This is a genomic window from Achromobacter sp. UBA2119 (assembly GCF_002331005.1).
Taxonomy (GTDB): Bacteria; Pseudomonadota; Gammaproteobacteria; order Burkholderiales; family Burkholderiaceae_B; genus Achromobacter; species Achromobacter animicus.
This window is the reverse complement of sequence record NZ_DCYD01000012.1, coordinates 107,147-130,591: the sequence shown is the minus strand read 5'-3', so window position 1 is coordinate 130,591 and position 23,445 is coordinate 107,147. Positions and strand designations below refer to the sequence as shown.

Annotated in this window: 21 protein-coding genes; 10 read left to right on the top strand and 11 right to left on the bottom strand. The window is 64.1% G+C overall.

All coding sequences use genetic code 11. From position 1 onward, the window contains the following. The first annotated feature begins 121 nt into the window (after positions 1 to 121). A complete protein-coding gene (locus B3098_RS11825; protein WP_286896311.1) occupies positions 122 to 1,180 on the top strand; it encodes a DNA-binding protein in 1,059 nt (352 codons plus the stop codon). 118 nt (positions 1,181 to 1,298) lie between these two features. Here B3098_RS11825 and B3098_RS11820 read toward each other — a convergent pair whose 3' ends face one another. The 4 genes from B3098_RS11820 to B3098_RS11805 all read right to left on the bottom strand — a co-directional run bounded on the left by B3098_RS11820 (position 1,299) and on the right by B3098_RS11805 (position 9,630). Beyond that, positions 1,299 to 1,967: a response regulator transcription factor gene (locus tag B3098_RS11820; protein WP_224776799.1), complete on the bottom strand. Its 669-nt coding sequence runs from the start codon at positions 1,965 to 1,967 to the stop codon at positions 1,299 to 1,301. 335 nt (positions 1,968 to 2,302) lie between these two features. Next, positions 2,303 to 5,572 carry a hybrid sensor histidine kinase/response regulator gene (locus B3098_RS11815; RefSeq protein ID WP_286896307.1) on the bottom strand — a complete coding sequence of 1,090 codons (3,270 nt, stop codon included), beginning with the start codon at positions 5,570 to 5,572 and terminating at the stop codon, positions 2,303 to 2,305. A gap of 9 nt (positions 5,573 to 5,581) precedes the next feature. Continuing rightward, on the bottom strand, positions 5,582 to 6,817 hold the full coding sequence (locus B3098_RS11810) for an EAL domain-containing response regulator (protein ID WP_279970957.1): 1,236 nt from the start codon (positions 6,815 to 6,817) through the stop codon (positions 5,582 to 5,584). After that, positions 6,814 to 9,630 carry an ATP-binding protein gene (locus B3098_RS11805; RefSeq protein ID WP_286896301.1) on the bottom strand — a complete coding sequence of 939 codons (2,817 nt, stop codon included), beginning with the start codon at positions 9,628 to 9,630 and terminating at the stop codon, positions 6,814 to 6,816. Before B3098_RS11805 ends, B3098_RS11810 begins: the two co-directional genes overlap by 4 nt. A 230-nt stretch (positions 9,631 to 9,860) precedes the next feature. Here B3098_RS11805 and B3098_RS11800 point away from each other — a divergent pair, with 230 nt between their 5' ends. Further along, positions 9,861 to 10,535 carry a hypothetical protein gene (locus B3098_RS11800; protein WP_279970959.1) on the top strand — a complete coding sequence of 225 codons (675 nt, stop codon included), beginning with the start codon at positions 9,861 to 9,863 and terminating at the stop codon, positions 10,533 to 10,535. Positions 10,536 to 10,572: 37 nt separating this feature from the next. Next, positions 10,573 to 10,929: a hypothetical protein gene (locus B3098_RS11795; protein ID WP_279970960.1), complete on the top strand. Its 357-nt coding sequence runs from the start codon at positions 10,573 to 10,575 to the stop codon at positions 10,927 to 10,929. 41 nt (positions 10,930 to 10,970) lie between these two features. Here the strand turns inward: B3098_RS11795 and B3098_RS11790 are convergent, their stop codons facing one another. After that, positions 10,971 to 11,159: a hypothetical protein gene (locus tag B3098_RS11790; protein ID WP_279970961.1), complete on the bottom strand. Its 189-nt coding sequence runs from the start codon at positions 11,157 to 11,159 to the stop codon at positions 10,971 to 10,973. A 247-nt stretch (positions 11,160 to 11,406) separates the two neighbouring features. Between B3098_RS11790 and ydiK the strand changes: the two genes are divergently transcribed. From ydiK to B3098_RS11765, 5 genes are all read left to right on the top strand, one after another. Continuing rightward, entirely contained in the window at positions 11,407 to 12,483 is a 1,077-nt protein-coding gene (gene ydiK / locus B3098_RS11785) for an AI-2E family transporter YdiK (protein WP_414631271.1), read from the top strand. 641 nt (positions 12,484 to 13,124) lie between these two features. Beyond that, positions 13,125 to 13,832: an RNA pseudouridine synthase gene (locus B3098_RS11780; protein WP_286896484.1), complete on the top strand. Its 708-nt coding sequence runs from the start codon at positions 13,125 to 13,127 to the stop codon at positions 13,830 to 13,832. Between the two features lie 269 nt (positions 13,833 to 14,101). Further along, the gene (locus B3098_RS11775) at positions 14,102 to 15,043 is read left to right on the top strand and encodes a S66 peptidase family protein (RefSeq protein ID WP_286896295.1); all 942 of its coding nucleotides are present in this window, start codon (positions 14,102 to 14,104) and stop codon (positions 15,041 to 15,043) included. A 138-nt stretch (positions 15,044 to 15,181) separates the two neighbouring features. Further along, entirely contained in the window at positions 15,182 to 15,526 is a 345-nt protein-coding gene (locus B3098_RS11770; protein ID WP_286896292.1) for a helix-turn-helix transcriptional regulator, read from the top strand. A 16-nt stretch (positions 15,527 to 15,542) separates the two neighbouring features. Then, the gene (locus tag B3098_RS11765; RefSeq protein ID WP_286896289.1) at positions 15,543 to 16,850 is read left to right on the top strand and encodes a type II toxin-antitoxin system HipA family toxin; all 1,308 of its coding nucleotides are present in this window, start codon (positions 15,543 to 15,545) and stop codon (positions 16,848 to 16,850) included. Positions 16,851 to 16,857: 7 nt separating this feature from the next. Here the strand turns inward: B3098_RS11765 and B3098_RS11760 are convergent, their stop codons facing one another. The 4 genes from B3098_RS11760 to B3098_RS11745 all read right to left on the bottom strand — a co-directional run bounded on the left by B3098_RS11760 (position 16,858) and on the right by B3098_RS11745 (position 19,980). Further along, positions 16,858 to 17,322 carry an Rrf2 family transcriptional regulator gene (locus B3098_RS11760; protein WP_286896287.1) on the bottom strand — a complete coding sequence of 155 codons (465 nt, stop codon included), beginning with the start codon at positions 17,320 to 17,322 and terminating at the stop codon, positions 16,858 to 16,860. 89 nt (positions 17,323 to 17,411) lie between these two features. Then, the gene (locus B3098_RS11755; RefSeq protein WP_286896285.1) at positions 17,412 to 18,296 is read right to left on the bottom strand and encodes an SAM-dependent methyltransferase; all 885 of its coding nucleotides are present in this window, start codon (positions 18,294 to 18,296) and stop codon (positions 17,412 to 17,414) included. Between the two features lie 40 nt (positions 18,297 to 18,336). Next, positions 18,337 to 19,686, bottom strand: a complete 1,350-nt coding sequence (locus B3098_RS11750) for an APC family permease (RefSeq protein WP_175121528.1) — start codon at positions 19,684 to 19,686, stop codon at positions 18,337 to 18,339. Between the two features lie 159 nt (positions 19,687 to 19,845). Then, positions 19,846 to 19,980 (bottom strand): hypothetical protein, encoded by a 135-nt coding sequence (locus B3098_RS11745; protein WP_286896281.1) that lies wholly within the window; start codon positions 19,978 to 19,980, stop codon positions 19,846 to 19,848. A gap of 243 nt (positions 19,981 to 20,223) precedes the next feature. Between B3098_RS11745 and B3098_RS11740 the strand changes: the two genes are divergently transcribed. Further along, entirely contained in the window at positions 20,224 to 20,610 is a 387-nt protein-coding gene (locus B3098_RS11740) for a DUF6152 family protein (RefSeq protein ID WP_286896279.1), read from the top strand. A gap of 13 nt (positions 20,611 to 20,623) precedes the next feature. After that, on the top strand, positions 20,624 to 21,109 hold the full coding sequence (locus tag B3098_RS11735; RefSeq protein ID WP_286896276.1) for a DUF6644 family protein: 486 nt from the start codon (positions 20,624 to 20,626) through the stop codon (positions 21,107 to 21,109). Positions 21,110 to 21,117: 8 nt separating this feature from the next. Here B3098_RS11735 and B3098_RS11730 read toward each other — a convergent pair whose 3' ends face one another. Continuing rightward, positions 21,118 to 22,053: an SMP-30/gluconolactonase/LRE family protein gene (locus tag B3098_RS11730; protein WP_175136495.1), complete on the bottom strand. Its 936-nt coding sequence runs from the start codon at positions 22,051 to 22,053 to the stop codon at positions 21,118 to 21,120. A 154-nt stretch (positions 22,054 to 22,207) separates the two neighbouring features. Beyond that, positions 22,208 to 23,434: a sulfatase-like hydrolase/transferase gene (locus B3098_RS11725; protein WP_286896275.1), complete on the bottom strand. Its 1,227-nt coding sequence runs from the start codon at positions 23,432 to 23,434 to the stop codon at positions 22,208 to 22,210. Between the last annotated feature and the right edge of the window lie 11 nt (positions 23,435 to 23,445).

The following is a 23,445-nucleotide window of genomic DNA, read 5'->3' as shown; positions in this document are numbered from 1 at the left end:
TTCGACCTAGATGTACGAAATCATACGTACGATGTAAGATATACAACATTAATTGCAGATAACTCGCGATAAGGTTCCATTATCGTGACTAATTCCCCGCCCAACTCGACAAAACATCATCATGGCCACTGGAATCACCGAATCGGATGTCTGGACCGCGGCAGACGCGCTGTTGCTGGAAGGCGCCCGGCCCACGATCGAGCGGGTACGGCAGAAGATCGGCCGGGGGTCCCCCAACACAGTTAGCCCGCATCTGGAAACCTGGTTTCGTGCACTCGGCGCGCGCATCCAGGATCCGGGCGCTTTCGCTGCACCGCCTGCCGTGCCGGATCCGATCGCACAAGCGGCGACGCATTTTTGGGAAGCGGCGCTGGCTGCGGCCAGGGCAGAACAGGCCCAGGCTTATCAGGAGCGCTGGGAAGAGCTGGCACGGGAAGGGGAACGGTTTGCGGCGCAAGCCGAGCAGCTGGAACAGCGCGAAGCGCAACTGTTTGAGCGCGAGCACGACCTGCAGGAAGCGTTGAAAGTCGCCACGGCCCAACTGGCAACCACCGAAGCCCGCCTGCAAGCGGCCGAAGCGCAATTGCGCCAGCGAGACAAGGCGCTGGCCGCCTCGCAGGACAGCCTGGAGGACGCACGCGGCGCCAACAAGGCGCTGCTGGCTGACGCCGAACAGGATCGCGACCGCCACGCGCAAGCCATTGCAGCTTTGGAAGCGCGCCACGCTGCCCACGAGCGGCGATGGCTCAACGAACTGGATGCGGAGCGAGGGAGCGTAAAGCGCCTGCAAACCCGCCTGGATGCATCGCTGTCCGCCGCCCAGCAACAGGCAGATCAACTGCGGGACGCGCTCGCGGCGTCCCAAGCGCAACTTCGCGCGTCGGAACAACAGGCGGCCGCCTTGCAGGCGCAGGGGTTGGCCGACCAGCGCCTGCAACAAACCGAAGCCGTCGCCGCGGCCAATGCGCTACAGGCCAGTCAGGCGCGAGAATCCGAACTGGCGCAGCGCCTGGCTACGGCATCCGCGCAGGTGAATGATCTGTTGGCGCAATTGAAGTCGCGAGACGCCCAGTTCGGTGATTTGGCGAGCCGCTTGCTGGCAATCCAGGAAACGCCGAGGCCGGCGCAGCTTTCGCAGCAAGCGGATCCGGTAGTGGCGGCGCGTGCTGAAGGACCGTGACTCACGGGTGGTGAATGCGCGGCCGATTTCGTATTTTTCGATGCGAGCAGCGTGCCGGGAAAGATCCGACAAAGATGCCCCGTAAGCCGAATCTTCCGGGGAACTGCCTTCTCAATCTTCAAGAAAAACCTTGCTCATCCGCGTACCGGAGCAGTTCGGCGTTGGTCTCGATGTTCAGCTTGCGCATCGCCGATTGTTTTTGCGTGCCGATGGTTGCCACTGAACGATGAAGGCGCCGCGCGATCTCGGTAACGGATAGGCCCTGCGCAAACATCCGCACCACCTCAAGCTCTTTCGGCGACAACCCCTTTCCCTTGCCGGCACGTCCCATGGTCACGTCGTTCTGGCTGAGCCGCTGGCTGATGCTGTGCGACAGTATCGGCCCGCTTTCGCTCAGCGCGCGCACGCAGATGGACACCAGCTCATCGATCGGCTCTTCCTTGCTGACGATTCCCGCCACGCCCACCTGGCGAAGCTGGTTCAGGATGCCGCTGTTGGACAACATCGTGAAGACCACGATGGGAATTTCCGGGAACAGGCGCTGCAACCGCTCAATCAGCCGCAAGCCGTCTTCGTCCGCGGACCGGGCGGCCATTGAAAAGTCGGTGACGATGAGATGGCAGGGATGGTCCTGCACGGCAGTGACGAGTTCGAGGCCTGATCGAGCCGTGGCCACCACCGTGAACCCGGGCACCTCGTTCAGGGAATCCGCGAGCGCGAGGGAGATGATGGGATGGTCGTCGGCGACGATGATCCGAACATCCTGATCGGACGAAAGCTTCATCATGGTCCCGCCATCGCGTTGATGTTCGACTGCGCCTGGTAATCCCGGGTGTCCTGATTGCGACACGGCTCGGGGAAGCCGGTCCGTGGCTGGCCCCGCCAGGCTGAGAGCGCCAGGAATTTCGGTACGTCCGTCGGTGACCATTTTATGTTCAAACTCCACTGAAAAGGCGAGGAGAAACGGTTGGGCTGCAGGCAGAAAACGCGCGAGGCAGGCGGCCAGGGCTACTGAGAAAGCCGCTGAATCTACCGCCCGATACCCATTCAATACATAGACAAGCTTCGAAAGCCAGTCGGCTTCGGCGCAATATCGGATTGTTCGGCGTCCGAATTTGAAGGCTAGACCTGGGCCAGCGTATCGCGCAGCAGCTCGACCACCGCATGGCTTTCCGCCAGGGCAGCCGCATTCAGCCCGGCGCTGCGCAACTGCTCCTCCAATGCTTCCAGGCGTTCCGTGATTGCGGTCATTTGCATGACGCTCAATGCGCCGCGCATCCGGTGCAGCGTGCGGCTCAAAAGGCGTTGGTCGTTCGTTTCGAGGGCCCGGACCATCTGTGCGATATCGGCTTCCATCGTATCGACGAACAATGCGCGGTACTTTTCCGGCACAGCCGGCGCGGGCTCGGCTTGGCGCGTTGCGCGCGGCGGGGCCGTGGCGTCCGCAATGTCAGCCGATGGCGCGCGGCTTCCCTGAAGATGCCGTCGCAGTGTGGACAGGCTGATCGGCTTGACCAGCCAGGAGGTCATGCCCGCCGCCAGACAGCGCTCTTCTTCTTCGCGCATGGCGTTGGCGGTGACGCCAATGACGGGAACGGTGGCGCCCTGGGCCCGCAATGCCTTCACGAGTTCATAGCCATTCATGCGCGGCATGTTCACGTCGGTCAGGACCACGTCGTAACGCGTAAGCCCCCACAACATCAGCGCTTCCGCGCCGTCGGACGCCAGGGTGACCTCGCAGCCGAGTTGTTCGAGTTGATGCTGCAGCGTCGCCTGATTGATCGGATTGTCCTCGGCGACGAGGATCGACAGGCCAAGCGGGGCTAAAGCGCTGATGTCGGATTCGGGATCCACGGTATGTTCTCCGCGAACCGCGGCCAGGATGCCGGCCGCAATGTGTTCGATGCTGGCAATGACCCGGACGGTGCGCGCGGTGGGTGGCTTGGCGCTTGCGCTGGCCAGCACGTGGTGGCCGGCCCAGTCGTGCAGGTTGCCGCTGCCCGGATTCAGGACATCCACAAGGATGTCGTCTGGCGTGCCCGCGGGCAGGGGAGCGGGCGCGGGAGCTGCCTTGGCGCCCCAGCGTTTCAGCCACTGGCTGATGTTTTCGGACAGTTCGTGATGCGGGCTTCGGACGTATACGGTCAGGCCGCTCAAGTCGGGCGGGCTGAATGGCTGGCCGGCTGCCACTTGTAGCGGCAAATCCAACGAAAAGCTGCTGCCCAGCCCGAGTTCGCTGGTGACATTGATGCTGGTGCCCATCAGTCCGGCCAGGCGTGCGCAGATGGATAATCCGATGCCAGCGCCGCGCACGGTATGCGAGCCGCTGTCGATCTGATAGAACGGCACAAAAAGCTGCGCCTGTCCTTCCTTGGGGATGCCAATCCCCGTGTCGACCACCTGCAGCCGCAGATGCGTGCGGTCGGCCAGCACTTGCGCCACTGTCAGCCGGACGATCACATGCCCGGAGTCGCTGAACTTGATGGCGTTGCTGAGCAGGTTGCTGAGGATCTGGTGGATACGCACGGGGTCGCCCGTCATCCATTCGGGCACGGCGACATCCACGCAGCAAAAGAGCAGCAGCCCCTTCTGTTCGGCCATCGCCGCGTAGGCGTTGGTGCATTCTTCGACCAGTTCGCGGGGGTTGAACTCCGAAAACTCCAGCGCGAGTTGCCCGGCTTCGATCTTGGTGATGTCCAGAACGTCGCTGATGAGCTGCAGCAGGATCGCCGACGAGCTTTGCATGCGCTCCAGGTGCTGACGCTGTTCGGCGTCCAGGGTGGTGAGGCTCATGAGTTGCAGCGTGCCCAGCACCCCGTAGAGAGGAGTTCGGATCTCGTGGCTCATCGTGGCCAGGAAGGTCGATTTTGCTTCGTTGGCCCTGTCTGCCTCGCGCTTGGCCTCCGTCAGGGCCTGCTCAACGACCGCGCGGGCGCTGATGTCCGAGAAGGCGCACAACACCACGTCCTGGTGGTTGTAGCGGGTAGGTGCATAGGCCACGTACAACGGACGTCCATCCGTGGCCTGAAAACTGGCGATCGTACCCGGACCGGCTGCGCCGAGCACCTGCCTCAGGAACAGGTTGGTCTGCGGCGAGTTGTCCAGTTCCCGGCCGGCCTCCGCGCCCAGCCATTGAAGCGCCAGGCTGTTGCCGAATACGACTTCACCGCCGGGCCGCGCCAATACGCACAGCGCCACGGGTGCGGTTTCGATCAATGTCCGGCTGAATTCTTCCTTTTCGACGATGTCGCGTTGCGCATTCGAGGCCGGGGCGATGACGTGGCGGCTGTACCATCGCGAAGACATGATGCCGGTCCCAAGGCTGAGCAGAATCAGCAGACCCGCGATGGCGGGCAGCCAAAGGTTGTCCTGGAAGAAGGCGCCATAACTGACGCGATAAGTGCCGGTCCATACTCCTGACGGGTCCGTGATGCGCAGCACGATCCCTTCCGCCGTGTATTCCAGGCCATCCTTGGTTCCGGTCGGTCCGGGCGGTTCTCCGAGAAGCAGCCCCTCGCTGCGGTGCGTCAGCCAGAACCCGCCATGCAGCGGCTTGCGCAGGGTCTTTTCGAAGATGTTGATCCGCTGATGATTGAATTGCGTGGCCGCGTAGACGGCAGACGTTCCATCCCGTGCCGTGGACCAGACAGATTGCGGCATGTCGGCGTACAGCAAACCCAGCATGCTGCCGGAAAGCGCTTCCAACCTGAACCAATGGACGCGGCCGGATCTGGGAGGGTCGCGATGCCCGGGAAGGTCTTGATCGATAAGGCGTTGGCGCACCGTCTGCAGGCGGCGCAACTCCGTTCTGATGGCGTCGGTGACTGTCAGGAAAGCGGCGGGACTCAGGCGCTCATACCCCGACACGGCGCCGACGGCGGGCACGCTCATGCTGATGCTGTCCGACTGGTTGACCAGGAAGATCGTGGAGGCGGGATAGTAGGACGCCGCCCAGTAACTTGAATAGAAGTCCGCCACGAACTCGCCCAGGTTCGCAAGGCGGCGACCTGCGGTGGGGCAATCAGAGGCCTGCTCGCACGCCAGCGAGAAAGCCATTTCCGCGTAGGAATGTTGACCTTCAAAGAGCTGCATGCCGAAACGCTCTGGCACGTCGGTCGCCTGCAGGGTGATTTCTGTCGAGAGGTTTTCGGTGGGCAGCGAGGGGCTGTGGGCGCGGAGCTTTCCCAGGAATTGCTCCTGGGCCTGGATGTAGCCGACCAGAATGGAGAAGTCGAGCTTCAGACGATCGCTCTCTTGCTCGACGATGCGGTTCAGTCCCCAATAAAGCGCGCCAACCAGGACGAGGGCAAAGGGCAGGATGCCGAAGAGGGCGAAATTCAGCCAGCGAGAGGTACGGGTGATCCGGGCAAACGGGGTATCGGGCTTTCGCATGGCCGGTTCTCACCGATACTCAGGATTTGCCGTCTGCCGCTCGCTGGCGAGCATCTGGCTGAAGCGGTCGGAGGTGACGGCGGGGGATATGAAATACCCCTGGACGCAGTCGCAGCCGATGCGGCGGAGGAACGCGAGATCGTGGGCGGTTTCCACGCCTTCGACGGTGACCTGCAAGCCCAATTGCCGCCCAAGCCGTACCGAAGACACCAGCGCCGCCGACCGGCTTTCGTCGTGTGCCGCGCCACTGACAAAGGCGCGGTCGATTTTCAGTTCGGTGAACGGCGTCGAAATCAGGCTGTACATGGAGCTGTATCCTCGGCCAAAGTCGTCCTGCGCCAACCCGAAACCCTTCAACCGCAATCGGCTGGCCCCCATATAGTATTGGCCTTGTATGGTCGGTGTCTCGTCCTCGAGTAGTTCGAAGGTGATTTCGGACGCCGCCACGCGCTTGGCCGCCACGATTTCCTCGAGGTCGTCGGGCAGATCCGGATCGTCCAGGCACTGGGTGGGCAAATTGACGGAGACGGGCACCCGAAAGCCCATCTGGCGCCAGTGCATGTGCGCGTTCAGCGCGGCTTCCAGGATATGCAGCAGCAGAGCCTTGTCCAGCCCGTGCCCCCGCACCGCGGCGAGGAATGCGTCTGGCGGCAGGCAGCCGAATGTTGGGTGCAGCCACCGCGCCAGCGCCTCAGCGCCGACGATCCGCCCGGTGGCAAGCGACTGTTTGGGCTGGAACCATGCTTGCAGGTGCCCCCGATGCAGCGCGTTATCGATCGCGGCACGGTCCAATACGGGGCCCGTCGTGCGGCGCACGAGTTGCGGTTCCGTGGGTTCCGTTGATTCAGGCGGATTGCGGCTGAGCAGGCTGGCCAGTTGGGCGGCGTGGTGCGGGGTAAACGGCTTGGAGAACGAGCCCAGCACGGCAAGTCCCTTTTCCTTGGCCATCATGGCGACGCTGTTGATGATGCCTTTGAGGCAGGCCGACACAATAGCCAGCGAGGGAGGTTGTTCCTGCCTGGACAGCCGGTCGATGAATTGCACGCCATCCATGCCGCCCATGTTCAGGTCGATCAGCACCAGGTGATACGGCTGCCGCGCGGTCTTGGCCAGGGCGGTCTCGGCGCAAGACGCCACATCCGCCCGGCCAAATCCGGCCGAAGCGAGCTGGTCGGCCAGGTGAACGCATTGAAATGGATGATCGTCCACGATCAGCACCCTGTACTCCGACAGCTTTCTCGTCATGCGGCTTCCTTGAACGGCATCAACGCCTGGCACAACGCGGCAATCGGCAGCGGTTTGAGCAGCACGGTGGTCATGCCGGCTTCCGAGCTGCGCCGCAGGTCTTCGGTGAACGCGCTGGCGGTGATTCCCACGATCGGGCGGGTGTAGCCCTGGCTTCTGAGCGCGCGGGTGAGGGCGTAGCCGTCCAGCTCTGGCATGTGCAGGTCGGTCAGGATGGCGTGGAACTCGGGGAGTTCGGGCAGTGCCAACGCGTCGTTGCCGTCTGCCGCCACAACCACCGTGCATCCCAGGTGTTCAAGCTGTTCGCGCAGGATTTGCCGGCTGACCGGATTGTCCTCGACGACCAGCAGGTGCATGTCGAGCGCGTCTCGCGACGGCTCCAGCGCGGGAAGCGTCTTGGTGGCGACGCTGTCCTGCGCCAGCCGGACGGCCGCGACGATACTTGCGAGGCTATGACTGTCGGCCGTCCAGGTGTTGCGAGCCGGCCGCGGCTGAACGCCCGGGGGTTGCGCAAAAACCCGAGCGCCGCTCCAGACGGCCGGCGTCAAATCGCGTGACCACGTTTCCACAAGGACGCTGCCCTCGCGCCGGCCATGGAGGGTGGTCTTATAGGGCATTGCCACGGCGCCGCAGTGACGCAACCACTGGCACAGATTCGCGACCACCTCGTTGTTGGCGCCCCGCACGAAGACCGGCCTGGAATCCAGCCGCACACCCAGGTCCGTGCGCACGCCGCCGACGCGCGGCAGGGTCAGGGTGAGCGACATGCTGGTGCCCAGGCCGGGTTCGCTGACGGCGCTGAGCGTTCCGTTCATCATCTCGGACAGGCGCCGGCATATGGCAAGCCCGAGGCCGGTGCCAGGGACATTCTGGTTATCACCGGATTCAGCGCGGAAGTAGGGTTCGAAGAGCCGCGCGTGGTGCTTTGCCGAGATGCCCATGCCGGTGTCCGCCACCTGGAATTTCAGGGTGGCGAAATGCGCGTCCTGGCTGAGTACCTGCAGGCGCAGCACCACCTGGCCGGAACTGGTGTACTTGATGGCGTTGTTGACGAGGTTGTTGAGGATTTGGCGGACGCGGGTCGAGTCGCCCAGAACTTGCGCCGGCGCGGCCACATCGGCCAGTGCGTACAGGTGCAGTCCCTTGGCGTCGGCGCGCGCCGCATAGGTGCCAATGACGCTGTCCAGCAACTGGACCGGCGAGAACTCCGAGGTTTCGAGCTTCAGGTAGCCGGCCTCGATGCGCGACAGGTCCAGCGTGTCGTTGATGGAGCTGAGCAGGGTTGCCGAGGACTGCTGCATCGTATGAAGGTATTGCTGCTGCTGGGCGTCCATGGCGGTCAGGCCAAGCAGTTCAAGCGTGCCAAGGATGCCGAACAGCGGTGTCCGGATCTCGTGGCTCATGGTGGTCAGGAACACCGTCTTGGCGTGGTTCGCGGCGTCGGCGTGCAACTTGGCCTGGGTGATGGAGTGCTCGACCCGTTTGAATGCAGTGATGTCGTTGATGCCGCAGAGGATGACTTCCTCGGCGCGATAGGTGATGGGCGCGAAGGTCAGGTACAGGCACCGTCCGTCGTCCAGCGGGTATTCGCGTTGGGCGCCATGACCGTCGTCGGCCAGCAGCCGGGCCAATAGTGCAGGGTCTTCCAGCAACCAATCCCTGGCGAGTTCGTTCGACAGCAGCGGCATGCCATCTGCCCGGCGCAAGAGACACAGGCCCACGGGCGCGACTTCGACCAGCCTTCGATTCAGGGACACGCTTTCTGCCAGCGCCTCGTACTGGCGCAGGGCGGGGGCGACGAGTTTCCGGCGGATGTGCCGAATGCCGACGATGACCGCAGCGCACAGCAGGAGTGCGCCGCCCAGCGTGGCCTGGATGGCGTAGGCGGCGTCATCCAGGATCCGGCTGATCGGCATGTAGTAGACCAACCGCCAGCCGTCTTCGCCGACGGACTTGCTGAGCACGACGTAGCGGGGTAGCAGGCCGGATCCCCACAAGCCGAATGAGTCCTCGCGTCCGGCGTAGCGGCTTAGCCCCGCCAGGGTTTGCGCGTCGTCCGGACTATGCAGGACGGGCGCGCCATCCTGGTCATGCAGGAGGTAGCTGCCGCCCTGCAGCGAAGACGGGTCGATGGCCGCGTTGATGTCGCCGAGTTCCAGGCCGATCCATCCGGCGCTCGGCGCGGAAGCATCGACAGGCGTGTACAGATACAGGGGCTTGGCGTTATTCAGCTGAGGCTTGAGCCAACTGATGGCGTTTTGCCCGCCGTGCGCAGCGTTTGGATTGGCGACGGCGAGCTTGCGCGCAAGCCAGGATTGCGCGGCGTGATCCGGACCGGCGGGTTGGCCGGGGCGGGGCGTGAGATAGGTGGTCTGCCCATTTCGAACGGAACTGAAGAGCAGTTGCGTCTGCGCGAACGCAATGTCGTTGAGATCGCGCGGGGTGAGAATCAACGCCCAGTCGTAGGCGTTGGGACCTTCGTGCAGGGGGAAGACGTTGATCTGCCCGGTGTTGCCAAAGTGACGCGGCGTTTCGGAGGCCGGCGCGGAATCGGTGTTGCGGACCAGGCTGGACGCCAGCGAGCGAAGCAGCGACTCCCGCTGATCGAAGAAGATCTGCGCGTTGTACGCGGCCGCGTTCATCTGGCGCCGGTAGGTGGAAACCGTGCCGGTGAAGGACCAGTAGAGCAGAAATGCAGCGGCCGCCGCGATGCAGGCGAGCAATGCGGCGGCGAAGAGATGCAAGAGCAGCGTGGGGGCTCGGGGGACTGGCTGGACGTCTGGCGAGAGGGTATTGGATTCCTTGACAGGCATGCGCCCATCGTAGGTATGGCCCCAAACGGCGGATATAAGAAAATTTTGAAAATGCGCCGATGACGCGGGCAAATGGCAACGCAAATCGTACTTTTACGATTGGTTTGTGAAATTGCGATCCATAAACTCGTCGCCTTATGAACGCTATCAACCAGGCCGAATCCGCCTCACTCGTCAGCGAGCCGTTACGAATCCAACCCGTGCTGGACGCCAAAGGGGTTGTCCGCGAAATGGCGCTGGTCGGCGGTCACAGCCGCCTTACTTCCGCGTTGCTCGCCAATGCCGCTTCGGCAGATGCCTTGCGCCGCGCCGGGCGGATCTTCCGAGCTGCGGGTTGCATGGCAACGCTGTCGATGGACCATCCGCTCAACGTCCACTCCGATATCCTGCTTCCGCAGCAGCTATGCCAGGATCTGCGCATTGGCGCCGTGGCTGGCGACCAATTGCGTGACACGCTGCAAGAAGCGCAGCTCAGCCAGCCCATCTATCCCTGCGCCAAAGTCACGTACAACGTCCCCCTCAGCGACCGCCTGGCGCAGGGCGCGACGCTTTTCCACAGCTACCAGGAACTGCAGCCTGCGTTACGCGTGCGGCTGCTGCCCTCGGCGCAAGTTCCATTCGGCACACTTCGCGCCACGGGCCTGCGGGTGGGCATCCCGGAAGGCATCTGTACCCGCCGCCCGCTGCAAGAGCGCTTCTTCAGCCTGCTGGGGCAAGCGTCACGCCAAGGCCTGAAGGTCTTGGCGCAAGACATCCGCAGAATCGACGACTTCAACTGGCTTCGCGCGCAGCCCGACGTCCTGTTTCAGGGCGAGGCCCTGTCAATCGCCTTGAGCCTTCAGTACGTCCAGGAGTGGCTGGCCAGCGCAGGCCCCAGCTGGCGCGCTTTTCAAATGGGGGCATAGAAAAAGGCCACACCGCGGATCCGATTAAAATCCGCGCATGCTTCCTACTCAAGTCATTTTGGCGCTGCTGGTGCTACAGCTTGCGCTGCTTATTCCCCTGGTCGCCGTGGGCATCCAGCTCATACGCTGGTTACATTGGTGCTTTCTTGCGTCCCCCCATACTCGGGGCGAGCGCCCTCGGTTCACCGGTCCGGTGCTGGCCTTGATTTTCAGCACGCTGGCGGCCACCGACTTCATCGGCTTTGAACCCTTCCCAACCCTGTCGCAAATGAATCCCGTGCCGGAGGGCGCACGCGCCTACTTCACAGTGGCGATGCTGGCCCTCGCGGTCTGGTGCTGGGCGTATTCCGGCGCGATCCGCAGCCGGATTCGCAAGATGCTGGGCATTTCGTAGCCCTCGCGCCCGACGGTAGCAACGTTCGGCCCATCGGCGGGTCAGCGTCCGGGGTAAGTTCCCTGGAACGGTTCGTTGTTGGGCTCGCCAAAATCGGACCGATGATAATTGGCGGGGTCGGAATGGGTTGCGCGCGCGGCGTGCGACCCGTCGGAGCGGTGAGAATCCATGTAACTGCAGCCGCTCAACACGATTGCCAGCAATACGCCGGCGAAAGCCATGTTTTTCATGGCACACCTCCACTGTTTGCCTGCGCCCCGGACCGGCGAACCCGGCCGGCCGCAGCGGCAAGCCGAGCAAGTAACGTTCCCATTCAGCTTCGCGCGGATTTCGGATACATTCGATTGATCGCGATGGCTGGCAGGGCGGGCGCCGCCAGTCCGCATCCACCGCAACCTGGGGCGAAAGCCCCGCCAGGAGCCGCGGGTGATACCACGCCAGTCCGTCGACATAGCCCGGGTTCTGCTTGTGATCGTCATGCTCTTGGCCTTGATGATCGGCAGCCTGTATGTCCTGCGTCCCTTTCTGCCCGGGCTGATCTGGGCCACGACCATCGTGGTCGCCACCTGGCCGGTGTTGCTCTCGATTCAGCGGCACTGCGGCGGGCGGCGCTGGCTGGCCACCGTGGCAATGCTGCTCATCCTGCTGTTCGTGATCGTGCTGCCGTTGTATCAGGCGATCTCCACGCTGGCGCTGCACGGCGGCGCCATCATGGCGGCGGTAAAGAGCCTGCCCGACTATGCACTGCTGGCGTCGCCGGCGTGGATCGGCAGCATTCCGCTGGCCGGCCCCCGCATCGCCCAGGAGTGGCAGACGTTGTCGGACGCGGGCGCTGGCGGGTTGCTGGCGCGGATTGAACCGTACCTGACCACCGCCGCGCACTGGCTGCTCGGTCACGCCGCCATCGTCGGCGTGTTCGTGATGCATATGCTGATCACCGTGATCATCGCTGGCATCCTCTACAGCAAAGGCGACATTGCGGCCGATTTTGCGCGGCGCTTTGCCAACCGGCTTGCGGGCCAGCGCGGCGTTGCCGCGATCAGGCTGGCCGCGTCTGCGATCCGCGCGGTGGCGCTAGGCATCGTTGTGACCGCCGTGGTGCAATCGGCGCTGGGCGGTATCGGGCTTTGGATTGCGGGCGTGCCGGCGGCGGGGATTCTGACCGCGCTCATGGTGATGCTGTGCCTGGCGCAGCTCGGCCCGTTTCTGCCCATGCTGGGCGGGGTCGCCTGGCTGTTCCAGAACGATATGAAGCTGGCGGCGGCCGTGCTGCTGGTCTGGGCCATTGTGGTGGGAACGCTGGACAACCTGCTGCGGCCACTGCTGATCAAGCGCGGGGTGAACCTGTCGATGCTGCTGATACTTTCCGGCGTGTTGGGCGGCATGTTCGCCTTCGGCATCGTCGGATTGTTCATTGGTCCGGTGATTCTGGCGGTGACGTCGACGCTGCTCAAGGCGTGGATCGATGAAGTGCCGCCGCCCGCAGACGTCTTCCCGGACGAAGCCGCCTTGAACGTGGACCCGCCCGACGGACCGCGGCAGAAAAGGGCGTAACATCCGTCTCAAGGTGCGGGCCATGTGGCCCGCTTTTCGCAATACCCGGCAACACCGATGACAATGCTTTTTCTCCTGGCGCCTGCAGGCGTACCTGACCTTTTCCTTCACCGTTTCAATCCGCTGCATCAGGAGGGGGGACGATGAGCAACACGATGCGGCCCACCAAGCCCGGCACGCTCACGCTGACCTCCCGTCCCGCCAAGCGCAGCGCGGCAAACCGCAGTGCACGTCCGGCGAGATCGGACGAGTCCGCTGCGACGAGCAAACCATTCCATCGTGCCCCGGCAGGCCAAAGCCCGGGCGGATCCAACGCCGGGAAGCCTGAGGCGTTTGAGCGCAAGGCCATTGAATCCAAGGGAACAGCACGTCGAGCCACCGGAGTGAAAAGTGGCGGGCCGAAAGCCACCGAACGCCAAAGCAGCGGACGCGCTGGAAGCGACCGCAAGCCCGGTGAACGCAAGCCCGATGACCGCAAGCCCGATGACCGCAAGCGTGGTGATCGCTATGGCGCTACATCGCAAGCGGGCGGCCCCAAAGCCAGCGCGAAGGGCGCCGCCGCCCGGCCCGTGCGCAATACCCCCGAACGCCGCGATCGCTCCAACCCCTCCGCACAAGCTGCCGCAAGCAACACCGATCGCCTGGCCAAGCGCCTGGCGGCCGAGCTGCCGTGTTCGCGCGGCGATGCCGAGCGCTACATCGAAGGCGGTTGGGTAACCGTCGACGGCAAAGTGCAGGAAGAGCCGGGGTTGCGAGTCGCGCCCTCTCAGGTTGTGAGCTTGCTGCCCGGCGCACGGCTCGAAGAAGGCCGTCCGGTCACCGTGCTGGTCCACAAGCCGGCCGGCATGTATGCCGACGACCAGCCCGGCTCGGCGCGCGACCTCATCCTGCCCGAGAACCTGATGCCGGGGGACCGGTCGGGCCAGCGTTACCTGAAACGTATGTTCAATGGGCTCAAGCTGGTGACGCCGCTGGAGCGCGCTGCGAGCGGCCTGGTCGTCTATTCCCAGGAGTACGCCGTGGCCCGCAAGCTGGTGGAGGAGGGCCGGCACGTGGAGCAGGAATATATCGCGCATGTCGAAGGCAAGCTCAGCGAAGCGGACCTGGCCCGCATGCAGCGCGGCATGGCCTATGAAGGCCGCGCCGCCACGCCGATGAAGGTCAGCTGGCAGAACGAAAACCACCTTCGCTTTGCGCTGAAGTCGCCCCCGCCGGGGTTCATTGAAACGTTGTGCGATGCGGCGGGCTTGCGCTTGCTGGCGTTGCGGCGTCTGCGGATCGGGCGTTTGCCGATGGCAGGCCTTGCCGCGGGACAATGGCGCTACCGGCTGGACTACGAGCGATTCTGATGGGCGGACCAACCAGCTCCCAGATTGCCGATTCTGTGTTCGCGGCGCATCCGCAGCCTACGCCGCGCGTTGATGGCGGCTCCCCGGACGCCGGACGTCGGCGGATGTTGTTCAATGCCGGCGCGCTTTGCCTGGCCGGCTTCGGCCTGGCAGGTTGCGCAGGCGGGCGGGAAGGTGCGCCGAATGCCGCATCCCAGTCTGCCCAGAATGCCGCCGCACGGCGCGACACCGCGCCGCCGCCTTCTCACGCGAAACCGGCGGCCGCCCCTGTGCCTGTCCTGCGGCCCGGCGCGAAGGTCGCGATCGTGGCGCCTGCGTCCGCGGCGCCAAACGCCAGCGATCTTGCCGCGGAATGGCTGGAAGACCGGGGCTTCGTGCCGGTGGTCATGCCGGCATCGCGCACGCGGCTCGACGCCCCCTATGAATACCTGGCCGGTACCGACGCCCAGCGCCTGGACGACTTGCATGCCGCGTTTGCCGCGCCGGATATCGGCGCGGTGTGGTGCCTGCAGGGCGGTTTCGGCTCATGGCGGCTGTTGGACAAGCTGGATTTCGCGTTGCTTCGCCAACATCCCAAGCCCTTCATCGGCTACAGCGACATCACGGCCCTGCATCTGGCCATGCAGCGCCACGCCGGTTTTGTGACGTTTCACGGGCCGATGCTGGCGCAGGATCTGGTCGCGGGCAAGCGCGAGCCCACTGAATCCCATCTGCTGGCCATGCTGGGCGGGCAGATCGGGCAGGGCGCCTGGATTCAGCCTCCCCCGGATACACGGGCGGTGGAACTGGTTGCGGGCACGGCAAGCGGACGACTGGTCGGCGGAAACCTGGCGCTCATCGCCGCATTGATCGGCTCCCGGCACGAGATCGATACCCGCGACGCCATTCTGTTTTTTGAAGACGTCAACGAGGCGCTGCCTCGCGTGGACCGGCTATTGAGTCAATTGGCCGCCGCAGGCAAGTTTGACGGTCTGAAGGGCGTGATCGTGGGCAATTTCACCCGCATCATCGGCACGAATCTGGAGGATGCGCAGGCGCAAAGCCTGCTGTATCCGCTGGTGACCGAACAGTTTGCCGCGCGCGGCATCCCGGTCCTGGCCGGTTGGCCCAGCGGACACGGCGAACCCAATCTGACCCTGCCGTTGGGCGCGCGCGTCACGCTGGACACCGGGCGGGCGGCGTTGCGGCTGGATCAGGCCGTGACGCGGTGAGGAATGCGCTGCGGGGCAGGGGTTTGCCTCATTAATGGCGCATTAGTTGCGTTTGTGCACTATAAAAGCGATTTCCCTGCGTGGGGAGTTTGACTTATTAATAGTGCATTAACGCGTTTAAAGCACTATTATTGCGTCATGAAAAAGAAGATCGAACCCGGTTTCGAGGCGGCCGAAGCTTTGGCTCGTCTAGGTGCGCGCATCCGCACCGCGCGCTTGCGCCGCAACGAAACAGAAGCGATGCTGGCCAGCCGAATGGGGGTTTCGCGAGCGACCATCAACCGGCTTGAGCGCGGCGATGGCGGCGTCTCCCTGGCGCTGGCATTTGAAGCGTTGCTGCAATACGGCTTTGGCGACCAGTTGTTCGCGCTGGGTGATCCTGACCTCGATGGCGTCGGCAAGCGGCTGGATGCCATGCGCCGGCCCGCCCGGGGCAGCGGCAAGGCGCAGCATTCGCATCGCGCCGATCCTTCCAGCCTGTAACGCGGCGGTCGCCATCGTGCCAGCCAAAAAGCATAAAACCGTCGAAAGCGAGCTTTTCGTCTACGTGGATATCCGGGGCGAGGCCGTGTTGGCCGGAATCCTGACCCTGGACGACACCGACGAGAACCATTTTTTTGCCGAGTTCACGTATGTGCAGTCCTACGTGAACGATCCGCGCGCGTTTTCGTTGGACCCGCTCAATCTGCCCCTCACCGATTCGACGACCACATTCCGCACCGAAAGCCGCTATCAAACACTGGGCGCCATTTTCGATGCCGCGCCGGATGCCTGGGGCCGCAATGTGATGCGCGTGGACAATGCGGGCGCCCGGGTGACCGAAAACGAAGTCCTGCTCAAGGGCCGCGGCATGGGCGTGGGAGCGCTTTTTTTCAGCGCCCGCCAGTTGACGCCCAACATGCGCAAGACCTACCGGCTGCCCGAAGTCAGCCAGCTCGAATCCCTGGCGGACCTGCTGACCGACATCGACCAGGGCATCAAGCCCAAGGGGCTGTATCGCGACATCCTGGGTAGTTCGTGGGATATCGGCGGCGCGCGTCCCAAAACGATCGTCCGGGATGCAGAAGGCGAGATGTGGATCGCGAAGTTTCCCCGCAAGGGCGAGTCCTACGACCGCCAGCGCGTGGAGTACGCCAACCTGCAGATGGCCCGCGCCATCGGGCTGAACGTGCCCGAGATCCGCCTGGCGCAGACCCATCTTGGCGCGGTGCTGCTGACGCACCGGTTCGACCGCGAGCTATTGCCGGTCCAGCAAGGGGCGGATCCAGTCATTGCGCGGCGGCACTTCCTGAGTGGCGCTTCCCTGATCAGCCCGTCGGTCCACATCGGCAAGCGCGAGCTGGACGGGCCGCGCGGTAAGGCCACGTATTCCTACGCGCGGCTGGCCGACGTGGCGCGCCGCATCTCGTCGAACCCCGTGCAGGATCTGCTGGAGCTGTATGCTCGGATGGTCCTGAACGTGGCCGTTCACAACACGGACGATCACCTGAAGAACGTCGGCTTCCTGAAGGACGAAGGCGCGCACACCTACCGGATGTCGCCGCTGTTTGATGTGGTGACCCAGGAAGGGTCGGCGCGGCATTACCTGCATATCGGCGCTGAGGGCCGTGACAGCACCTTTGCCAATTGCCTGACCGAGTACCGGCGTTTCGGACTCCGGTCGGAAGCTGCCGCCAGATCGATCATCGACCGCGTCCTGGACGTGGTGCGGGAGCGCCAGCGATTTTACGAAGAAGCCGGGATGTCGCAGGCCGAAATTGCTCACGTCGAAGCGTCGTTGATGGCGTGGCGTCAGCCGTGGAAGTAGGGGGCGATCACCCCTCGTGGATGGCCTGCGGATCAAATGCTTGCCCGCGTTCCACCATGCGCGCGTGAAAATCGCGGCTCAGGGCGGCCAGCGTGACTTTGCCGAGCCGATCCAGAAGCAGCCGCTGGGCCTCTTCAAACGCGTCGTCCAGCGACGCATTCACCGCCTCTTCCACCAGGCATCCCGGCGACTCGCTGCGATTGCCCATCGCAAAGATCTCCGGTGCGCCCAGGGCGTCGTAGATATCGCGCAGCGTCACTGCGTTGAAGTCACAGGAAATCGTCCATCCGCCGCCGTGGCCTTTTTCGGAGCGGACCAGACCCTGCTCTCGCAGGCCGGCCATGATGCGGCGGATCACCACGGGGTTGGTCTGCATGACGCGGCCCAGGTCGTCGGAGGTCATGGGACCGGGGTGTTCGGCCATATGCAGCAGAACGTGCAGGACGCCGGAAAGCTTGCTGTCTCTTCTCATGCAACAGATGCTATTGCATGACGCCGGGGACGGTCAACGCGACGCGGCCACACAAGGCCGCGCCGCGCGCCACGTCCAACGCACGAAGATCAGCTCCGCTTGGCCTGCCAGTTGCCCTTGCCGGCGGCGGTGCCGCTCATGGTGCGGCCGTTCACCACGCCCGCATAACGCACGCCGTCGGCGGTGAAAGTGATCGACGTGCCGTCCAGGCGGGCGTCCGAGATCGGCACGGATCCCAGCTTGCCGGACAGCACCTGATAGTGCTGATCCAGCTGCAGCGTCTGGCCGCCCAGATCCCATTTGCCTTGAACCTTGGCCGGCACGATCCACAACAGCGCCGTGCAATAGGTCTGGCAGTTCTCGGTGACGGTCTCGGAGGCGTCCGGCTCCCAGTCGCCCATGCGGAACGTATTGGACACGACGCGGGTGCCGGCCGGCAGTTCCAGCAGCTTTGGCCGCAGCTTCTCGTTGATGGTCGACAGCAGGAACATCGTGATCACATCCGCCTGCGACAGGTCTGTGGTGAAGAGATCCTGCGCCACAAAGGTGGCCCGGTCGGCCACGCCGGCGCGCTTGGCGTTCTGGCGCGACAGCTCGACCAGGTCGGGGTTGTACTCGATGCCTTGCGCGGTCAGGCCGCGCTGCGCGGCCGTGATGACCGTGCGGCCATCGCCCGATCCCAGGTCCATCAGCCGGTCCTTGGGCGTGACCTTGGCCATGTCGAGCATCTTGTCCACGAGACTTTGCGGCGTCGGGACCCAGATGACGTCCTTGCCTTCCTGGCCGACGTCGGGCACATAGGCCTTTTGTTCCCCGGCCTTGGCGGGCGCCGCGGCGGTCTGCGCCATGGCGGCGCTAGCGCCCACGAGCGCGAACGCCATTGCCGAGGCCAGCATTGCGAGACGCAGGCGCGGCGTGAACGTCTGAACCGCGGACTTGGAAGATGCGTTGAAGCGTACGTTGGAGCGTTGCATGGTGAGGGTTCCTTGGACGAAGAGGAGAGGGAAGAACCAGTTAGCCGATGGCCTGGGCGGGCTTGAGCAGTCGCATGAGCGGCACGCCGGCTGCCAGCACGGCCAGCCCGATCAGGGCGCCGGCGCCGGCATACATGGCGCTGGAAACCACCAGCCCGGCGCAGGTCAGCGCCAGCAGCAGGGGAGGCAGCGGAAAGAGCGGCACGCGGAAGGGCCGGGGGCGATCGGGATCCAGGCGGCGCAGGCGCCAGACGGACGCTGCCACCAGCATCATGAACAGCCAGAACACGGGCGCGGTGTACGCCACCATCGTTTGCACGCTGTTCTGGCTGAAGGCGCCCAGCGCCACCAGCGCCAGCGTGATCAGTCCCTGGGCCACCAACGCGCTGACCGGCGTTTCGTTGCGGTCGCTCCAGCCGGCCAGCGCCTGCAGCCGCGGCACGTCCCGGCCCAGCGCGTAATAAACCCGCGCGCCGGTGATGATGGTGCCGTTGATGGTGCTGAGCGCCGTGGCGCAGATGGTCAGGCTGAGCAGTGCCGCGGCATAGGGGCCGGCCGCAAGCTGCATGACCTCGGCGCCCAGCGCGGGCGTGTCGCGGAGCCCCTGCAAGCCAAAGATTTCCAGCAAGGCGATGTTGGTCAGCACATAGGCGCCGGTGACGACCGCCGTGCCGATCAGCAGCACCCGGCTCATATTCCGCCCGGGGTCGCGCAGTTCGCCACTGAGGTACGCGGCTTCGTTCCATCCGCCATAGGTCAGCAGCACGAACACCATGCCCATGCCCAGCAGGCCTGCGGTGTTGCCCGACAGCGGCGCGGGGTCCGGGGTCTTGAGCGCCTCGCCACCCGAAGCCGTCAGGCAGGCGATCAGCACCGCGGCAAGGGCGATCACCGTCAGCAGGGTAAAGACCCATTGCAGCCGCTTGGAATAACGCGTGCCGATCATGTTCAGGCCCGTCAGCACGACCACCGAGATGGCCGCGTGCACAGCCGGCCCCTGTGATCCCAATGGCAACAGCCGGTTGGCATAGTCGCCGTAAATGAACGCCACGACCGCAATCGCGCCAGTCTGGATGACGGAGCAGCGCGCCCAGGCAAACATCAGCCCAACGCGCGCACCCCAAGCCCGGGTCAGGTACAGGTATTCGCCCCCGGCGCCGGGATACGCCGAGCCAAGTTCGGCGTAGCAAAGGGCGCCCACCAGCATGACGAGCCCCCCCGCGCACCACAGGCCGATATACATGGCGTCTGAATGGGCATGCTGCGCGACAAGAGGTGGGAAACCGAAGATGCCGATGCCGATGACGACGCCGACCAGCACCATGGTTGCGTCCATGACCGACAGGCCGGTGGGCGCACGGTTGTTCACGGCGTCAGGAACGGCGCTCATGGTTGCACGCGGCGTGGACATGGATCGGCACGCAGCGAAAGGGCGTGGAGAGAAGGGAGATCAGGGGGGCGCGCGGTGGAAGTGGAGGGCAGATTCGCGGGGAAACGCGAGCGGAGCAATGACATGCAATTCTCCCGGGGGTGGACGCGCGGAAACAGCTTAAAGGCAAATGTCGGCATATGCTGACAATTTCCTGAACATAAAGCGACCGTTACCGAACAGGGAAAGTTCCGCAGGGTTTTCCTGGGTGAGCGCGGCAGATGCAAGCGGCGCGGGGCGCCATTTCAACTTCATGCGTTATCTCATTAATAGGCAGTAAGCTATTGATTAATCTGCAGATAATTAGAACTAAACAGCCGCAACCTAAAGTAAATTCTTAGAAGTGAATTCTCAGGATTCGCGCGCTGATTTATCGTCTCCCGACCGTCAAATAAATTCACACCCGTCTCAAGAGTCGGCTGCTATCCTGCTTTTTCGCGCTCACGCCTGCGCCTTCGCGCGGACGAACGGCAGCCACCGCACTTCAGGAGCATCGACATGAAGCTTTCCCATCGCGCGTTGATCGCCGCATTGGCGCTGTCTGCCATCGGCGGCGTCGTCCCCTCGGCCATGGCGCACCACGGCTGGTCGTGGGCAGAATCCGAACAAATGACATTGCAGGGCACGGTCGAACAGGTGCAGATCGCCCCGCCGCACCCCACGCTCAAGGTCCGGGCCAAGGACGGCGTGTGGACGGTGGAACTCGGCAACCCCAGCCAGACAAAGGAAGCCGGATTCGTGGAAGGTTCCGCCAAGCCCGGCGATGCGATCACCGCCGTCGGCAACCGTGACCAGGACGCGGCCGCTAAACGCATGAAGGCCGTCCAGGTGACCGTGGGCGGAAAGATCTACGACATTTACCCAAGCCGCATCAAGAAACCCTGAGCACCCGCGCCGGATGCCTGAACTGCTGCGGCTTGCGCTCGAACACCTTGAATCCGTTCCGCCGGCGCTGTGGTTGCGCCGGTCCGGCGTTGTCTATCTGCTGGTGAACGCCGCGCATATTGGCGCCATCGGCCTGTTGATCGGGTCTATCGTTCCGCTGGATCTGCGCCTGCTCGGCATCCTGAAGCCGAACGCGCTGGCCGTCCTGGCGCCGGTGCTGGCGCGCACAGCCGCAACGGGCCTTGCATTGGCGGTGCTGACGGGCGCGTTGCTGTTTTCGGTGCGTCCGCTTGAGTATCTGGAAAATCCCGCATTCCTGGTGAAGATGGCGCTACTGGCCGCCGGTGCGGTCAACGCCTGGCTCGTGCACCGGGGCCGCGCATGGGCCGGCGTCGAAAACGGCGGCCGCCCAATCGGGATGCTTCGGGCGCAGGCGAGTGCGTCGCTGGCGCTTTGGCTGGGATGCCTGATCGCGGGGCGCTGGATCGGGTTTCTGTAGGGGGCGGTTCAGCAGTAGGGGACGCCCTGCGCGTTCACATACAGCGCAAACAGGCATTGTCCGGTCACCATGAACAGCCGGTTGCGCCGCGCGCCGCCAAAGCACAGATTGGCGCAGCGGTCGGGCAGGGCGATGCGGCCGATGGCCGTGGCGTCGGGTGCAAAGACCATCACGCCGCTCAGTTCCGGACCCGGTCCCCAGCCGGCCCAAAGATTGCCCTCGGTATCGCAGCGGATGCCGTCCGGGATCGCCTCAAGGCTTGCCTCCACAAACGTGCGCCCTTCATCCAGCGTGCCGTCCTCTCCAACCCCGTAGACCAGGATGCGGTTAGGAGAAGAGCCGTTGTCCACGACATACAGCAGCCGTTCGTCCGGCGAAAAACACAGACCGTTGGGATTGTGGATGCCCCGGACCACGGCCTGCAACTCCCCAGTGCCGGGGTCCAGCCGATAGACGTGCGTCGGGAGTTCCGGGTCGGCCTTGAAGCCTTCGTAGTTGCTCAGAATGCCGAACACCGGATCGGAGAACCAGATCGATCCATCTCGCCGCACAACCACGTCGTTCGGCGCATTCAGGCGTTTGCCCTCGAACCGGTCGGCCAGCACCGTCACTGAGCCGTCGTACTCGGTCCGCACCACGCGCCGCTCGCCATGTTCGCAACTGACGAGCCGGCCCTGGCGGTCGCGCGTGTTGCCGTTCGTGTACCCGGAAGGCTGACGGTGCACCGATACCGCACCCGTTTCCTCGTCCCATCTCAAGAGGCGGTTGTTGGGGATGTCGCTCCAGATCAGGCACCTGCCGTCTCCGAACCAGACCGGGCCCTCGCCATAGCGGACTCCAGTCGCCAGGCGTTCGATGCCCGCGTTATTGAGCCGGATGTTGCGGAATCGGGGATCCAGTACCTCAATGGCCGGATCGGGATAGCGTTCACTGGGTTCCCACATGGGACCTCCTGTAGCCAGGTCGCAAGCTGGCAGGCGGCTAGCTTGCCGGGATGGAATTGCCGCGTCCATCCGCCTGTAGCAGCAAGCCGCCTGCCCGGACGGGTCCCGCGTCCGTGCGGTTCATCCAAATCAGGTGAACCGCGGCGTGCCGGCGTCAGTTTCCAGTGGGCAGGGAAAGCTTGAAGCCGTCCTTCGCCAGACTGTCGCGGATGTACTGGAACCGCTCGTACCCGGACAAGCTCAGCGGTCCGTCATAGCCTTCGCTTTGCATCTTGCGGGGCGGGTAGTCGATGTACGTCTTCATCAGCGGCGCGACGGCGTCGTTGATCATGACCATCGTCCAGGTTCGCTCCGTGACGTTGCTCATGAAGATGTCGTAACGCTCCTGCGGGTCGGCCCACAGGTCGAACACCTGGGGCACCGTCGCAACATAGGACTCCGCGCCTTTCCAGCCCAGGTTCGTGTCCACGGCAAGCCCGCCCGTCACCGCGCCATCGTCGCCGCGCAGGTTGAACACCGCCTTGTAGTTGGCGACGCGCACGGCGCCCGGCGACAGCTCGTTCTCGGTGAAGTAGAACCACGACTTGCGGTCGCACTTGCCGGTGCCAAAAAGGACGGGCGACATGTCATCGCTGTCGAACATGATCGGCTTGTCTTCGCGGTCGTTCGTGGGCAGCTTCACGCCGGCAACCGCGGCAAACGTCGCCATCAGATCCAGGCCACCCACCAGGCTGTGATCTTTGGCGCCCGCGGCGATCTTGCCGGGCATCCACGCGATCGCGGGAACCCGGTTGCCGCCTTCGCGCACCGTTCCCTTTGTGCCGCGCAACGGGGTGTAGCCCGCATCGGGGTAGACGTCCTGCCAGGCGCCATTGTCCGTCGTGTAGAACACCAGCGTGTTCTTGTCCAGGCCCAGCTCGCAGATCTTGTCCATGATGCGGCTGATCCGTGCGTCCAGTTCCACGACCGAATCCGCGTACTTGCTCTTGGACATGGACTTATGGATGTAGTCGGGGTCCGGCATGTTGGGCTGGTGCACCTTCATGAAGTTGATGCTCATGAAGAACGGCTGCTCGGACTTGGCGTTGCGGTCCAGATAGTCCAGCGAGGCCTTTTCGACATACCGGTCAAAGAACGGAATGCCGACGACGCCTTCGCGGCCGTTGACCATGGGCGTGTCGACGTATTGACCGTTGATCTTGAACTCCTCGCGCGGCTTTTCGCCGGCGTTGCCGGACAATGCGCCCTTGGTGACGCGCTGGAACATCTCGCGCACGTCCGCGGGCATGTCCGGGAACCACGTGGGATCCGCGTAGGTGTAGGCGTTCAGGTGATAGAGGCCCGCATACTTCATCTCGTCGTAGCCCTGGGCATTGGGCAAGGCGTAGTCCG